The sequence below is a fragment of the Pseudomonas sp. GYB4201 genome (assembly GCF_056312595.1).
In genome coordinates, this window is the sequence record NZ_JBWGIG010000027.1 from 22,529 (window position 1) to 37,553 (window position 15,025).

A 15,025-nucleotide genomic window follows, 5' to 3' on the forward strand; every position below is an offset into this window, starting at 1 on the left:
ACACCCCATGTCCAGCCAGACCCCCGTTACCAGCCCGCTGTTGCCGCCCCTGGAAGAGTTCATTCCCTACCTGGAGGCCATCTGGGAAAGCAAGCGCTTGACCAATGCCGGTCCGTTCCACGAGCAGTTGGAGCAGGCCCTGGCGGACTACCTGGGGGTGGAGCACCTGTGCCTGTTTGCCAATGGCACCCTGGCGCTGGTCACGGCGTTGCAGGCGCTGCGCATCACTGGCGAAGTGATCACCACGCCGTACTCGTTCGTGGCCACCGCGCACTCGCTGCTGTGGAACAGCGTCAAGCCGGTGTTCGTCGATATCTGCCCGCACACCTACAACCTTGACCCGGCGCGGCTGGAAGAGGCCATCACGCCGGCGACCACGGCCATCCTGCCGGTGCATTGCTACGGCGTGCCGTGCAACGTCGACGCCATTCAGCGCATCGCCGACACCTATGGCCTGAAGGTCATCTACGACGCCGCCCACGCCTTTGCCGTGCGCCAGGAAGGCACCAGCATTTTGCGCCACGGCGACCTGTCGATCCTCAGCTTCCACGCCACCAAGGTGTTCAACACCTTCGAAGGCGGCGCCATTGTCTGCCCCGACGCCAAGATCAAGCAGCGCATCAACTACCTGAAGAACTTCGGGTTCGCCGATGAAGTGACGGTGATGGCGCCGGGCATCAACGGCAAGATGAGCGAGATCAATGCTGCGTTCGGCCTGCTGCAACTCAAGCACATCGACGGCGCCCTGGCGCGCCGCCAGCGCATCGACGGCCTGTACCGCAAGGGCCTGGCGGGCTTGAAGGGCATCCGTTGCGCCTGGGACGACCGCCCCGGCCACAACTACGCCTATTTCCCGATCCTGGTGGGCGATGACTTCCCCTTGAGCCGCGATGCCCTGTACGAGCGTTTCCGCGAGCACGACATCCTGGTGCGCCGCTACTTCTACCCGCTGATTTCCGATTTCCCCATGTACCGCGGCCTTGAATCAGCGCGTGAAGAACGCCTGCCGGTGGCCCGGGATGTTTCCAGCCGTATCCTCTGCCTGCCCATTTTCGACAGCCTTGGCGATGAGGTGCTGCAACGCATCATCGACCTGCTTCGTGCTGCTGCCGACGAGACCCATTGACCATGCGCTCCTGCCCCCTGTGCCGTGCCCGCTTCGCCAATTTCATGCCCTTGCCGGCGAGTTTCTTCGAGGTGTTCCAGCGCCTGCGGGTGTTCTACTCGCTGGAGGATTTCGAGACCCTCAACGTCGGCCAGTACAGCTGCCCCCACTGCCAGTCCTCGGACCGCGACCGCCTCTACGCGCTGTTTGTCGAGCAGCACCTGAAGCGCACCGGCCAGGGTCCCTTGCGCATCCTCGATATCGCGCCGGCACCGGTGCTGTCGGCGTTCCTCAAGCAGATTCCCGACAGCGTCTACCGCTCTGCGGACCTGTTCTCGCCGCTGGCCGATGACAAGGTCGACCTGCAGGACATGAGCCTGTACCCGGACGCCACGTTCGACTTCATCGTCTGCTCCCACGTGCTCGAACACGTGCCGGACGACCGTCGCGCCATGGCCGAGCTGCACCGGGTGCTGGCGCCGGGTGGCGTGGCGATCCTCATGGTGCCGATCCTGACCACCGCCACCGAGACCGACGAAGACCCCAACGAGGCCAGCGTCGACGAGCGTTGGGCGCGCTTTGGCCAGGACGACCACGTGCGCATGTACTGCCGCGCGGACTTCCTCGCACGCCTGGGCGACGCCGGCTTCCACATGCAGGCGCTGAGCCACGCGGACTTCAGCGCCGCCAGCTTCACCCGCCACGGTATCACCGAGCGTTCGGTGCTCTATGTGGGGCGCAAATGACCAGGGAGTATCGTCGTGTCTAGACTCGAAGAAAAAAATCTCGGCTTCCGCGCCCTCGGTGAAAACGTGCGGATCTTCCCTGGGGCCAAGCTCTATGGGCGCGAGTTCATCAGCATCGGCAGCAACGTGATCATCGATGACTACGTGTTCATCTATGCCACGGCGCCGATCTTCATCGGCAGCTACGTGCACATCGCCTCGTTCACCTCGATCTCGGGTGGCGGCGTGGTGGTGCTGGAAGACTTCAGTGGCCTGTCCTCGGGCGTGCGCATCCTGTGCGGCAGTGAGGACTTCCTCGGCGGTGGCCTGACCAACCCTTGCGTGCCGCCCGAGTACCGCTGCGTGGAACGCGCCTCGGTGCACATTGGCCGCCACGCGATCATCGGCGCCAACGCCGTGGTCATGCCTGGCGTCAGCATCGGCGAAGGCTGCGCCGTGGGCGCGGGGGCCGTGGTGGGCAAGAACCTGGAGCCCTGGGGCGTGTGTGTCGGTGCCCCGGCGCGGCGCATCAAGACCCGCGACTCCAGCCTGATCCTGGCCAAGGAAACCCAGCTGATCATCGAGCGCCCGTTCGCGCCCTTGCTCCCCTCGCAGTTCAACGACTATCTGCTCGACCCAAGCCTGGCCGACAGTGATCCCACGTATTCCAAGGTGTCCCGATGACGTCCTCCCGGCTGGTCAGCATTCTTATCCCTGCCTACAAGGCGACCTACTTCGAAGAGGCGCTCACCAGCGCCATGCGCCAGAACCACGATGAGGTCGAAATCATCGTGTGCGACGATTGCCCGGACGACGCCATTGGCGAGATCGTCCGCCGTCTCGCGCCCCTCAGCCGCTGGCCCGTGCACTACTGGCGCAACCCGCAACCGCTGGGTGAGATCGCCAACGTCACCCAGTGCCTGCACAAGGCGCAGGGCGAGTACATCAAGTTCCTGTTCGACGATGACCTGATCGTGCCCGATTGCGCGCGCATCATGGTCGACGTGTTCGAGACCACCCCCGGCCTCTCGATCGTCTCGTCGCGCCGCCGTCGCATCGACGAGGCGGGCCGCTGGATGAGCGATATCCAGGCGACCTTGCTGCCGTTCAACCGCGACGTGGTGCTGGATGGCCGCGAGGTGGTGGCGTTCCAGGGCTTGTACACGCTGAACTTCATCGGCGAGCCGAGCTCGGTGATGTGCCGGCGCGCGGACCTGATGGCCCTGGTGCCCGAAGGCCTCTACAACGTCAACGGCCACGAGATCCATTGGGTGGGCGACCTGGCCATCTACGTGAAGCTGCTGCAGCACGGCCATGTGGCGATCCTGGAACGCACCTTGTCGTATTTCCGCGTCTCCGAGACCCAGTACAGCCGTGCCGGCCGCGACACCCCGGCCATCGCCGAGCGCTACCACGACCTGTTCCGTGAGCAGATCGCCGCCAGCGGCTGGCTGCGCCCCGCCGCGCAGACGCCGTTCGTGCAGGTGGCCGACCTGAGCCGCCCCACGCAGTTCAAGGAAATGGACCTGCTGGGCAGCTTCATCGGCCGCCACACGCCACGTTCCAACGACCCGGTGGAGCGCTGGTTGCAGGCCCGCGAGCTGTCGGCGCTGCGCCGCCAGCAGATCACCCGGCAGTTGCACGACCACCAGGGCGGCCCACGCCTGCTGGTGGTGGTCAGCGACCTGAAGGACGAGCAGCCGGCGCTGATGCAGACGCTGATGAGCCTGGGGCAGGACAGCCTGGCGCAACTGCGCCTGCAAGTGGTGGTGCTCAGCGCGGCGGCCAGCCTGCCTGCGGATGACGCCGCCCAAGGGCTGTTCTGGTTACCGGCTGACGCGGCCAACCAGGGCCAGGTGCTCAACGGCGTGCTCGAGCGCTTCGAGTTCGACTGGCTGCTGCGCGTGGAGGCCGGCGTCGAAATGACCGCTGACGGCCTGTGGCGCGTGGCCCATGAACTGCTGGGCGCCCAGGGTTGCCGGGCGGTGTTCGCCGATGGCCTGCAGCGCCTGGCCAATGGCGCGCTGCAACTGGCGCCGCGCCCCGACTTTGACCTGGACCTGCTGCTGAGCCTGCCGCAAGTGATGGCGCGGCATTGGCTGTTTGCCCGCGAGGCCGTGCAGGCAGTGGGTGGCTTTGCCCCGGAATGTGCCGACGCGCTGGACCTGGACCTGATCCTGCGGCTGGTGGAACACGGCGGCATGCAGGGCATCGGCCACGTCGACGAGGCGCTGCTGGTCAGTGCGGCCCAGGCGCCGCGCAGCAACGCCCAGGAGCGCGAGGTGCTGACCCGCCACCTGCGCAATCGTGGCTATGCCCAGTGCAACCTCGGCGAGCCGGTGCCGGGCCACTACCACGTCACCTACGGCCATCCGGCGCAGCCCTCGGTGTCGATCCTGATCCCGGCCGGCGGCCCGTTGCCACAACTGCAACGCTGCGTCACCAGCCTGATCAAGCACAGCAGCTATGCCAACCTTGAGCTGCTGCTGCTCGATACCGCGCCGGGTGCCAACGACTGGCTGGCGCAGGTGCAGGCGCTGGCCGACCCCAAGATCCAGGTGCTGCGCCACGCCCAGCAACGGGAGGCGGCGGTGATCAACCAGGTGGCGCGTACCCAGGCGCGCGGCGATTACCTCCTGCTGATGGACCCCCACTGCGCGGTGGTCGGCGACCAGTGGCTGCAAGCCCTGCTCAACCACGGGCAGCGCCCGGAAGTGGGCGTGGTGGCGGCGGCGCAGGTGGACGGCCGCGGCCACTGGCTGGACGAAGGCGACGTGCCGGTGACCGGCGTGTTGCGCGGCATTGCGCTGGACCAGGAGCGCGCGGTGCTGGCGCCGGGCGCCATGCTGCTGCCGCGGGCGTTGTTCGAGGCGTTCGACGGCCTGGCCCAGGACGTCGGCCTGCGTGAGGCCCAGCAGGACCTGTGCGCCCGCATCACGGCCTCGGGCCGCCTGGCGGTGCGGGCGGTGCAAGCGACGCTCATGCGCGACACAGAGTAAGGAAAACACTTATGTTCAACGGCAAATCAATCTTCATCACCGGCGGCACCGGCTCCTTCGGTCGCAATTTCATCCGTCGCCTGCTGGAGCAGTACCAGCCCAAGCGCGTGGTGGTGTTCTCCCGCGACGAGCTCAAGCAGTACGAAATGCAGCAGAGCTTCAACGCCCCCTGCATGCGCTACTTCATCGGTGACGTGCGTGACGCCGAGCGCTTGCGCGTGGCCATGCGCGGCATCGACTACGTGGTCCACGCCGCGGCGCTCAAGCAGGTGCCGGCGGCGGAGTACAACCCCACCGAATGCATCCGCACCAACGTCAACGGCGCCGAGAATGTGATTGCCGCCGCCATCGACAATGGCGTGAAAAAGGTCGTTGCGCTGTCCACCGACAAGGCCGCCAGCCCGATCAACCTGTACGGCGCCACCAAGCTGCTGTCGGACAAACTGTTCGTGGCCGCCAACAACATCGCCGGCGACCAGCAGACCCGTTTTGCCGTGGTGCGCTACGGCAACGTCGCCGGCTCCCGTGGCTCGGTGGTGCCGTTCTTCAGCAAGCTGATCAGTGAAAAGGCGCGCGAGCTGCCCATCACCGACCCGCGCATGACGCGCTTCTGGATCACCCTGGACCACGGCGTGCAGTTCGTGCTGGACAGCTTCGCGCGCATGCACGGTGGCGAAATCTTCGTGCCCAAGATCCCCTCCATCCGCATCGTCGACCTGGCCAGCGCCATGGCCCCCGAACTGCCGCAGACCCTGGTGGGCATCCGCCCGGGCGAGAAGCTGCATGAGCTGATGGTGCCCCTGGACGACGCGCGCGCCACCCTCGAATTCGACGATCACTACACCATCCAGCCGTCGATCCGCTTCACCCACACCGACATCGATTTTGCCGTGGATGGCCTGGGCGAGCAGGGCAGGGCGGTGAGCGAGGACTTCGAGTACCGTTCCGACATCAACCCGCAATTCCTCGACGTGGCGCAGATCGCCCGCCTGCACGCGGAACTGCTGCCGTGATCCCCTACGGCCGCCAGAGCATCGATGACGCCGACGTGGCCGCGGTGGTGCAGGTGCTGCAATCGGACTGGCTCACCCAGGGGCCCACGCTGGAGCGCTTCGAGCAGGCCATGGCCGCCTACTGCCAGGCCGGCCACGGCGTGGCCGTGTGCAACGCCACTGCCGCCCTGCACCTGGCGTGCCTGGCGGCTGGCCTGGGCGAGGGCGACTGGCTGTGGACCTCGCCGAACACCTTCCTGGCGTCGGCCAATTGCGGCCGTTACTGTGGCGCCCAGGTGGACTTCGTCGACATCGACCCGCGCACCCTGAACCTGGATGCCGGCAAATTGGCGGCCAAGCTGGCGCTGGCCGAGCAGCAGGGGCGCCTGCCCAAGGTGGTGGTGGCGGTGGCCTTCGCCGGCCAGAGCTGCGACCTGCGGGCCATCGCCGAGCTGGCCCGGCGCTACGGTTTCTGCCTGATCGAGGACGCCGCCCATGCCGTGGGCGCGCGTTATGCCGGGCGGCCAACCGGCTGCGGCGAGTTCGCGGCCATGACCGTGTTCAGCTTCCACCCGGTGAAAATCATCACCACCGGCGAGGGCGGCATGGTCATGACCAACAGCCCGGAGCTGGCCGCGCGCCTTAAGCGCCTGCGCAGCCATGGCATGACCCGCGACGCGGTGGACATGGATGAGCCCAGCCACGGCCCCTGGTATTACCAGCAGGTGGAGCTGGGCTTCAATTACCGCATGACCGACATCCAGGCGGCGCTGGGGCTGTCGCAGCTGCACAAACTCGACGCCTTCGTGGCGCGCCGCCGGCAATTGGCGGCGCGCTACGACCAGCTGCTGCGCGAGCTGCCGCTGGTGCTGCCCGCTGCCCAGGCCGACGCCGAGTCGGCCTGGCACTTGTACGTGGTGCGCCTGAACCTGCCGCACATTGCCCTGGGCCACCGCGAGGTGTTCGAAGCCCTGCGCGCGGCGGGCATTGGCGTGCAACTGCATTACATCCCCGTGCACCTGCAGCCCTATTACCGCAGCCTGGGCTTTGCCCTCGGTGATTTCCCCGAGGCCGAGCGGTACTACGGCGAGGCGATCAGCCTGCCGCTGTTCGCGGTCATGAGCGACGCCGAGCAAGACCAGGTGGTGGCCACCCTGCAGCGGATCATCCGTCCGTGAGCCGGGTCGCGATCATTCCCGCCCGCGGCGGCAGCCAGCGCATACCGCGCAAGAACCTCAAGCTGTTCGGCGGCCAGCCGATCATGGCCTGGTCGATCCGCGCGGCGCTGGCCAGCGGCCTGTTCGACGAGGTGGTGGTCAGCACCGATGACGACGAGATCGCCGAGGTGGCCCGCGCCCATGGCGCCCAGGTGCCGTTCCGGCGCCCGGCGGCGCTGGCCGACCACCACACCGGCACCACCGCCGTGGTGCAGCACGCGTTGCAGGCACTGGGCAACGCCCATGAGTTGGCCTGTTGTATCTATGCCACCGCGCCCATGCTGTTGCCCGCTGACCTGCAGCAGGGCTTGGCGGCCTTGCAGGCCGCCCCTGAAAAACGCTTTGCCTTCTCGGTGTGCAGCTTCGCCTTCCCGGTGCAGCGTGCCTTGCAGCTGGATGGGCAGGGCGGCGTTGCCGCGCTGTACCCGCAGTTCAACCAGACCCGCTCCCAGGACCTGGTGCCGGCCTGGCACGACGCCGGCCAGTTCTACTGGGGGCACCGCGACGCCTGGTTGCAAGGCCTGCCGATGTTCGCCGGGCACAGCCTGCCGATCATGCTGCCGCGCCACCGGGTGCAGGACATCGACACGCCGGAAGACTGGCGCCGTGCTGAATATCTATTTGCCGCGCTCGAGGCGGCTGGGGAGTTGAAGCTGTGAAGGTGTTGATTCGTGCCGATGCGTCCCGGGTCATCGGCAGCGGCCATGTGGCCCGCTGCCTGACTCTGGCGCGGTACCTGCACAAGCAGGGCGCCCAGGTGACCTTCGCCAGCCTGACCTTGCCGGGCCACCGCCTGGTCGACCTGGCGGCGCAAGGCTGGGGCACCTATGCCATGAAGCCGGGCCCCGGCAGCGACGACATCGAAGTGCTGCTGCCCTGGCAGGCGGACATCGATGCGCTGAAGCACGTCGGCCGCTTCGACTGGGTGATCGTCGATCACTATGGCCTGGACGCGCGCTGGGAAACCGCGGCGCGGGCGTTCGCGCCGCGGGTCATGGCCATTGATGACCTGGCGAACCGCAAGCACAGCGCCGACCTGTTGCTGGACCAGAACCTCACCGCCAGCGCCGAGGCCTACCAGGGCCTGCTGGCGCCCGGTTGCACCACCTATTTCGGCCCGCGCCATGCGTTGCTGGGCCCGGCCTTCGAGGCCCTGCGCGTGTCGATACGCCCGCGGGTGCAGCGCGTGCTGGTCAACTTCGGTGGCTTCGACGCCAGCGGCAACACGCTCAAGGCCATGGCCGCCCTGGACGGCCTGACCGACCTTGAAGTGGACTTCGTCACCGGCCACGGCACCCCCGACTGGGAGCATTTGCAGGCCTACGTGGCCACGCGGCCGAACTGGGTGCTGCACGGTTTCGTCGAGGATTTCGCCGCGCTGATGGCCACCGCCGACCTGTTCATCGGCGCCGGCGGCGGTACCAGCTGGGAGCGCGCGGCCATGGGCCTGCCGACCCTGTGCATGGCCGTGGCCCACAACCAGCAGGCCAACGCCGAACTGATGGCCCACGCCAGGGCGCACGTCTACCTGGGCGATGCCGCCGAGGTCAGCAGCCAGGCCTTGCGCCAGGCCGTGCTGGGCCTGCTCGATGACGCCGGGCGCCGCCGCGCGCTGGCCGAAAATTCCCGCGCGCTGGTGGATGGCCTGGGCGCCCTGCGCCTGGCCTGGGCCCTGTTCGCCGCCGCCCCGTCCCAAGGATAAGACCATGCCACGTTTCTCCATCGGCCACCGCGCCATCGGTACCGACGCGCCACCCTTTGTCATCGCTGAGATGAGCGGCAACCACAACCAGTCCCTGGAGCGCGCCCTGGCCATCGTCGACGCTGCTGCCCAGGCGGGCGCCCATGCGTTGAAGCTGCAGACCTACACCGCCGACACCATGACCCTGGACATCGACCAGGGCGAGTTCCGCATCAGCGACCCGGACAGCCTGTGGGCCGACACCTCGCTGTATGCGCTGTACCAGCAGGCGCACACGCCGTGGGAATGGCATGCGCCGATTTTCGAGCGGGCGAAAAGCCACGGCATGCTGGCATTCTCCTCGCCGTTCGATGAGACCGCCGTCGACTTCCTCGAAAGCCTCGACGTGCCGGCCTACAAGATCGCCAGTTTCGAAAACACCGACCTGCCGCTGATTCGCAAGGCCGCCGCTACCGGCAAGCCGCTGATCATCTCCACCGGCATGGCCACGGTGGCCGAGCTTGACGAAAGCGTGCGCGCGGCCCGTGCCGCCGGCTGCCGCGACCTGATCCTGCTCAAGTGCACCAGCACCTACCCGGCGTCGCCGCTCAACACCCACCTGCGCACTATCGCCCACATGCGCGAGCTGTTTGGCTGCGAAGTCGGCCTCTCGGACCACACCATGGGCGTGGGCGCCGCCGTGGCGGCGGTGGCCCTGGGCGCCAGCGTGGTGGAAAAGCACTTCACCCTGGACCGCAGCGCCGGTGGGGTGGACGCCAGCTTCTCGCTGGAGCCGGCCGAGCTGGCCAGCCTGGTCACCGAGACCGAGCGTGCCTGGCAGGCGCTGGGGCAGGTGCAGTACGGCGCCACCCGCGCCGAACAGAAGTCGCTGGTGTACCGCCGCTCGCTGTACGTGGTGCGTGACGTGGCGGCGGGCGAGGCGCTGACCCGCGACAACGTGCGTGCCATTCGTCCGGGCCTGGGCCTGGCGCCCCGGCACCTGGACGCCGTGCTGGGCCGCGCGGCACGGCGCCCTCTGGCCCGGGGCATGGCGCTGGATTGGTCAATGATCGACTGAACCGCGCCTTAAGCATGGCCAAAAAACTCGAAATCATGTTGAATCAACGTGACCTATGAGTCATAACGCGCATCTCCACTGTAACCTGTTGTTGGGTGACAAGGGCGCAGTGACCCTGGTCGGCCGAGTTTTTCGGCCCCGGCGTCGCCTGTTTTCGCCCCCGCGCGGGTGATGCACATCCCGGTTTTGTTGGCGCCCCTCGATCATGCGAGCGGTGATATTTAGCTCTTTATTATTGGGAAGCCATGATGATTGGCATAAAAAGCATAGCGAGTTACGTGCCTTCCGAAGGCCTTGATAACTACGCCCAGGGTGCCAAGTTTGCCAAGGACGAAGAGTTCATCCTGGGCAAGATCGGCTCCGCTTTCCTGCCGCGCAAAGACGCCGGCCAGGAGACCTCCGACCTGTGTGTCGAAGCGGTCAACGCTCTGTTTGCGAATAACCCCGAGCTGTCGCGCGAGTCCATCGATGCGCTGATCGTCGTCACCCAGAACGGTGACGAGGAAGGCCTGCCGCACACCGCGGCCATCGTCCAGGACAAGCTGGGCCTGCCGACCCACGTGGCCGCGTTCGATATTTCCCTGGGCTGCTCCGGCTACGTCTACGGAATCTACGCGATGAAGGGCTTCATGGAAGCCGCGGGCCTGAAGAACGGCCTGCTGATCACCGCCGACCCGTATTCGAAGATCGTCGACCCCGAAGACCGCAACACCACCATGCTCTTCGGCGACGCGGCCACGGCTACCTGGATGGGCGAAGACGCCGTCTGGCAGCTGGGCAAGGCCAAGTTCGGCACCGACGGTTCGGGTGCACCGCACCTGAAGGTCACCGACGGCGTGTTCTTCATGAACGGCCGCCAGGTGTTCAACTTCGCGCTGCTGAAAGTGCCAGCTCACCTGCACGAGCTGCTGGATGAGTCGGGCCTCAAGTCCGCCGACATCGACGCGTTCTGCATCCACCAGGGCAGCGCGGCCATCGTCGACGCCGTGGCGCGGCGCTTCGAGGAAGAGCCGGAGAAATTCATCAAGGACATGGTCGAGACCGGCAACACCGTCTCCTCCAGCGTGCCGCTGCTGCTGGAAAAGCACGTGATGGACGCCAAGTGGAAACGCGTGGCCATCAGTGGCTTCGGCGTAGGCCTGTCCTGGGGTTCGGCGATTCTCTATCGCTGAGTGCCTGGGGGAGCTGGCAAGCCAGCTCCCCCCGTTGTTTGCGGCTTCTGGTACGCTTTACGGCTGAACGTACCATCAGGGCCGCCCCACCATGACCGATATCCCCCAGCGCAACGCACAGCTGCTGCAAACGCGCTGGCCTTCGCTGTTCACCCGCCTGCAACTGGAAAATCCCGAGACCGTCCCCGCGCAACTGGTGGAAGGGCTGGGGTCGACCCTGAGCGTCAATGGCGTGCAGCTCACCAGCCGCCACGACCGGGTGGCCGAGGCGCAGCTGCAAGCGGCCACCGTGCCGGCCGATGCCGCCCATGTGCACGTCTATGGCACCGGCCTGGGTGACCTGCAGCTGGCCTTGCTGCAGCGCCCCGTGTTGCAGCGCCTGACCGTGCACATCCTCAACAGCGCGATTTTCGCCCTGGTGGTGCAAATCCTCGACCAGGGCGACTGGCTCAAGGACCCCCGGGTCGAGCTGGTGATGGCCGGTGACCACGCCGAGATCTGCCTGCCGTTCTTCGCCTTGCCCGCCGAGCTGGTGCTGGCCGACGACTACAACGCGAAGATCCGCGACCGCCTGATCAGCGAGGTGCACCTGGCGTTCAACAACCGTGATTTCACCGTGCAAGACCCGGAAATCGCCGAGCGCCTGCAACACGCCGTACCCTTGCTGCAGCGCGACCCCGACGTGGCTGAGCTATTCGCCAGCCAGCCGGGCCGCGAGTTCTTCGTGATTGCCACCGGGCCGAGCCTGGAGCAGCACTTCGCCGCGTTGAAGCGCGTGCGTGAACGCGCCCAGCGGCCGTTCTTCATCTGCGTCGACACCGCCTACCGGCCTTTGCTGGCCCAGGGTATCGTCCCAGACCTGGTGGTCAGCATCGACCAGCGCATCAGCAGCCGCCACCTGCCGGCCGAAGGCTCTGCGGCCGTGGGGCTGGTGTACCTGCCGCTGCTGGAACGCGCGCTGCTGGAAAGCTGGCAGGGGCCGCGGCATGTCGGCTATTCCAGCAGCCCGGTGTATGCGCAATTGCGCGAGCAGCTGCCCAAGGCCAGCCTCTACGTGGGCGGCAGCGTCATCCACCCGGCGGTGGACCTGGCGGTGAAGATGGGGGCAGGGCGGGTGGCCCTGTTCGGCGCCGACTTCGCCTTCCCGGGCGACAAGACCCACGCCGGCTGGGGCGACGGCGACCTGGGGCCGCAATTGCAGGCGGCCCGCCACTGGGTGCTCGACGGCCACGGCCAGCGCGTGCGCACCCAGCTCAACTTCCGCAGCTACCTGGTGGAGCTTGAGCGCTTCATCGCCGGCCACCCGCAGGTGCCGTTCTTCAACACCAGCCGTGCCGGGGCGATGATCGCCGGCACGCGTTTCGATCCGGAGTGGTGCCAATGAGTGGTTTCGAGCAACACCGGGCGGCGGCGGTCCACTGCGCGCACCTGTTCCGCCTGGGGCGGGATGTCGAGGCGGCGTTGGTGATGGTGGAGGTGTTTGGTGCGGTGATGCCGTTGTTCGAGGGGGCGTCGGTGCCGTTGCAACAGCAGTGGCAGGCGGTGTTGGGGCAGATTCTGGTGTGTCAGGAAGGGCAGGATTGGTTGGGGTTGGCGGATTATCTGGAGTATGAGTTGGTGCAACTTTTGCGCTAAAAACAGCACTCAAGCGAGGCACCGGCTGCTCTTGATCTTGATCTTGATCTTGATCTTGATCTTGATCTTGATCCCGTGAGGCCTTTGATCTTGATTGTGTGCCCCGTAAAGCGCCAGGGCCGACTGGAGGCGTTGGCCGAGCGGTCCACGGCGTAGCCGGGGAAGACGGAACCGGAGGCGCTTCTATTCCGGGCCGTCGGCCGCTTGGGCGACGCCGGAGGGAGGGGACCCGCAGCGAAGCGGAGGGACCAAGCAGGGGCAAGCCTTTTTTGGTTACTTTTTGAGGCGTCTGTCAAAAAGTGACTCGGCGTAAGGCCGAAAAGGTGATTGTGCATCACCCGTAGTAATGGATATGTTCGCGAATTCTGTATCCCGCTTCGGCGATTTCGAACATATCCATTTTCGTGGTGCGGCCACCGACCGTTTCGGCCTTACGCCGACTCACTTTTTGGCAGTCGCCCGGTGTGCCGGCCCAGCCAAAAAGGAAGCAAAAAGGGCTTGCCCCTGCTTGGGCCCTCCGCTGCGCTACGGGTCCCCTCCTTCCGGCGCCGCTCAACGGGCAGACGGCACCCGCTATAGAAGCCTGCGGGTTACCGTCTCTTCGGCCTGCGGCCTCGGCCCTTCGGGCAGCCCGTTGATCGACGCCTCCAGTCGGCCCGGGCGCTTTACGGGGCATACAATCAAGATCAAGAGCCAGATCAACAGCAGATCAAAAGCCAGATCAAGATCAAAAGCCTGATCAAGATCAAAAGCCTGATCAAGATCAAAAGCCAGATCAAGGTCTACAGCAGATCAAAAGCGCAGCCCAGCCTCCGAATCGTGATCGGCGTCACGAAAGTGGCACTGCAGCCTTGGTGGGCTGGTCTATCGTCAAACCTCTGCCGCCGGGATCACTCGGCGCAAAAAATGTGATCTGTGTCACAGTCGATACCTGGAAAGGTGCAGCCAAATGAATCGTCGGCCGGGCTGGAAGCCCCGGTTTACAGGGGTTTGCCCACTGATGGCATTTTTTTTCAGAAAAGACCCTCAAGCAACTTCCCATCACGACGATAACTATTACGAAGGTTCTCTAGGCCACACCCGGCGGTTGCCAGGGCCGGAAGCCGCTGCACCCACCCATCGAGGAATTCGTCATGGCTTTGACTGTAAACACTAACATCGCTTCGCTGACCGTTCAGAACAACCTGAACAACGCCGCCAGCTCCCTGTCCACCGCTATGACTCGTCTGTCTTCCGGCCTGAAAATCAACAGCGCCAAAGACGACGCTGCCGGTCTGCAAATTGCCAGCCGTCTGACCACTCAGATCAACGGTCTGACCACTGCTACCAAGAACGCCAACGACGGTATCTCGATCGCCCAGACCGCTGAAGGCGCTCTGCAAGAATCGACCAACATCCTGCAACGTATGCGTGAACTGGCCGTTCAGTCCCGAAACGACTCCAACAGCACCGCTGACCGTACTTCGCTGAACGCCGAATACGACCAGATGAGCCAGGAACTGACTCGTATCTCGACTTCGACCACTTTCGGTACCGGCATGAAACTGCTGGACGGTTCGGCTTCGACCCTGGAGTTCCAGGTTGGCGCGATGACTGGTTCCGACCAGCACATCACCCTGTCCCTGACCGGCGACTTCTCGGCCAGCGGCCTGGGCCTGTCGTCCACCTCGATCTCGGGTTCGGACAACACCACCGCTCACACCAACGTCGACGCCTCGATCTCCGCGATCGACGCCGCACTGTCCACCATCAACAGTGCACGTGCTGACCTGGGTGCCAAGCAAAACCGTTTCGCCAGCACCATCTCCAACCTGAACAACATCGTTTCGAACGCTACCGCTTCGCGTTCGACCATTCAGGATGCTGACTTCGCTGCTGAAACCGCTGAACTGACCAAGCAACAAACTCTGCAGTCGGCTTCCACCGCGATCCTGTCGCAAGCCAACCAACTGCCATCCGCTGTACTGAAGCTGCTTCAGTAATAGCAACGGCTAGTTGAACGGAAGGGTGCTCACGAGTGCCCTTTCGTTTTTTCACATTTTCGAGGTGACGGACATGGACATGAGCGTCAAATTGAACGCGTCTTACCCCCAGGTTGTGACCCAGGCGGCGGCAACTCCCGCTGCGCCAGTGGCGACCGCCGCCACCGCGACCGACGGCAAGACCAGCACCGCCACCGGCAAACAGCCAGAGCGGGCAGAATTGGATAAAGCAGTGAAGGACATGCAGGCCTTCGTCGACTCGACGCAGCGCAACCTGCAGTTCTCCATTGATGACACTACCCACCAGGTGGTGGTCAAGGTCATCGCCACCGAGAGTGGCGAGGTTGTCCGGCAGATTCCGTCGGAAACCGCCTTGAAATTGGCGCAGAGCCTGAAAGAAGGCAACAGTGTGCTGTTTGATACGCAAGTCTGAGCGTGT

General features: G+C 65.4%; 14 protein-coding genes. All 14 read left to right on the top strand.

Annotated features, from left to right (window positions below; translation table 11 throughout):
* The first annotated feature begins 7 nt into the window (after positions 1 to 7).
* The 14 genes from vioA to AC0Z2B_RS22660 all read left to right on the top strand — a co-directional run bounded on the left by vioA (position 8) and on the right by AC0Z2B_RS22660 (position 15,019).
* Positions 8 to 1,126: a dTDP-4-amino-4,6-dideoxy-D-glucose aminotransferase VioA gene (vioA, locus tag AC0Z2B_RS22595; protein WP_416426114.1), complete on the top strand. Its 1,119-nt coding sequence runs from the start codon at positions 8 to 10 to the stop codon at positions 1,124 to 1,126.
* A gap of 2 nt (positions 1,127 to 1,128) precedes the next feature.
* Positions 1,129 to 1,851 carry a methyltransferase domain-containing protein gene (locus tag AC0Z2B_RS22600; RefSeq protein WP_476299573.1) on the top strand — a complete coding sequence of 241 codons (723 nt, stop codon included), beginning with the start codon at positions 1,129 to 1,131 and terminating at the stop codon, positions 1,849 to 1,851.
* 15 nt (positions 1,852 to 1,866) lie between these two features.
* On the top strand, positions 1,867 to 2,514 hold the full coding sequence (locus AC0Z2B_RS22605; RefSeq protein WP_416426112.1) for an acyltransferase: 648 nt from the start codon (positions 1,867 to 1,869) through the stop codon (positions 2,512 to 2,514).
* Positions 2,511 to 4,829 (top strand): glycosyltransferase, encoded by a 2,319-nt coding sequence (locus AC0Z2B_RS22610; protein ID WP_476299575.1) that lies wholly within the window; start codon positions 2,511 to 2,513, stop codon positions 4,827 to 4,829. Before AC0Z2B_RS22605 ends, AC0Z2B_RS22610 begins: the two co-directional genes overlap by 4 nt.
* An 11-nt stretch (positions 4,830 to 4,840) precedes the next feature.
* Positions 4,841 to 5,842: a UDP-N-acetylglucosamine 4,6-dehydratase (inverting) gene (gene pseB, locus AC0Z2B_RS22615; protein ID WP_416426110.1), complete on the top strand. Its 1,002-nt coding sequence runs from the start codon at positions 4,841 to 4,843 to the stop codon at positions 5,840 to 5,842.
* Positions 5,839 to 6,999 carry a UDP-4-amino-4,6-dideoxy-N-acetyl-beta-L-altrosamine transaminase gene (gene pseC / locus AC0Z2B_RS22620; RefSeq protein WP_476299577.1) on the top strand — a complete coding sequence of 387 codons (1,161 nt, stop codon included), beginning with the start codon at positions 5,839 to 5,841 and terminating at the stop codon, positions 6,997 to 6,999. Before pseB ends, pseC begins: the two co-directional genes overlap by 4 nt.
* Positions 6,996 to 7,697, top strand: a complete 702-nt coding sequence (pseF, locus tag AC0Z2B_RS22625) for a pseudaminic acid cytidylyltransferase (RefSeq protein WP_476299580.1) — start codon at positions 6,996 to 6,998, stop codon at positions 7,695 to 7,697. The genes pseC and pseF overlap by 4 nt, the downstream gene beginning before the upstream one ends.
* Positions 7,694 to 8,740: a UDP-2,4-diacetamido-2,4,6-trideoxy-beta-L-altropyranose hydrolase gene (pseG, locus tag AC0Z2B_RS22630; protein WP_476299582.1), complete on the top strand. Its 1,047-nt coding sequence runs from the start codon at positions 7,694 to 7,696 to the stop codon at positions 8,738 to 8,740. The genes pseF and pseG overlap by 4 nt, the downstream gene beginning before the upstream one ends.
* Before the next feature lie 4 nt (positions 8,741 to 8,744).
* A complete protein-coding gene (gene pseI / locus AC0Z2B_RS22635) occupies positions 8,745 to 9,797 on the top strand; it encodes a pseudaminic acid synthase (protein WP_416426105.1) in 1,053 nt (350 codons plus the stop codon).
* A gap of 248 nt (positions 9,798 to 10,045) precedes the next feature.
* Entirely contained in the window at positions 10,046 to 10,969 is a 924-nt protein-coding gene (locus AC0Z2B_RS22640; RefSeq protein ID WP_476299584.1) for a ketoacyl-ACP synthase III, read from the top strand.
* 91 nt (positions 10,970 to 11,060) lie between these two features.
* Positions 11,061 to 12,353, top strand: coding sequence for a motility associated factor glycosyltransferase family protein (locus tag AC0Z2B_RS22645; protein WP_476299587.1), 1,293 nt, complete (start codon positions 11,061 to 11,063; stop codon positions 12,351 to 12,353).
* Complete coding sequence (locus AC0Z2B_RS22650) at positions 12,350 to 12,604, top strand: hypothetical protein (RefSeq protein ID WP_476299589.1); 255 nt, start codon at positions 12,350 to 12,352, stop codon at positions 12,602 to 12,604. The genes AC0Z2B_RS22645 and AC0Z2B_RS22650 overlap by 4 nt, the downstream gene beginning before the upstream one ends.
* A gap of 1,133 nt (positions 12,605 to 13,737) precedes the next feature.
* Positions 13,738 to 14,586 carry a flagellin domain-containing protein gene (locus AC0Z2B_RS22655; protein ID WP_416426099.1) on the top strand — a complete coding sequence of 283 codons (849 nt, stop codon included), beginning with the start codon at positions 13,738 to 13,740 and terminating at the stop codon, positions 14,584 to 14,586.
* Positions 14,587 to 14,659: 73 nt separating this feature from the next.
* On the top strand, positions 14,660 to 15,019 hold the full coding sequence (locus tag AC0Z2B_RS22660; RefSeq protein ID WP_416426098.1) for a flagellar protein FlaG: 360 nt from the start codon (positions 14,660 to 14,662) through the stop codon (positions 15,017 to 15,019).
* Positions 15,020 to 15,025: the final 6 nt, after the last annotated feature.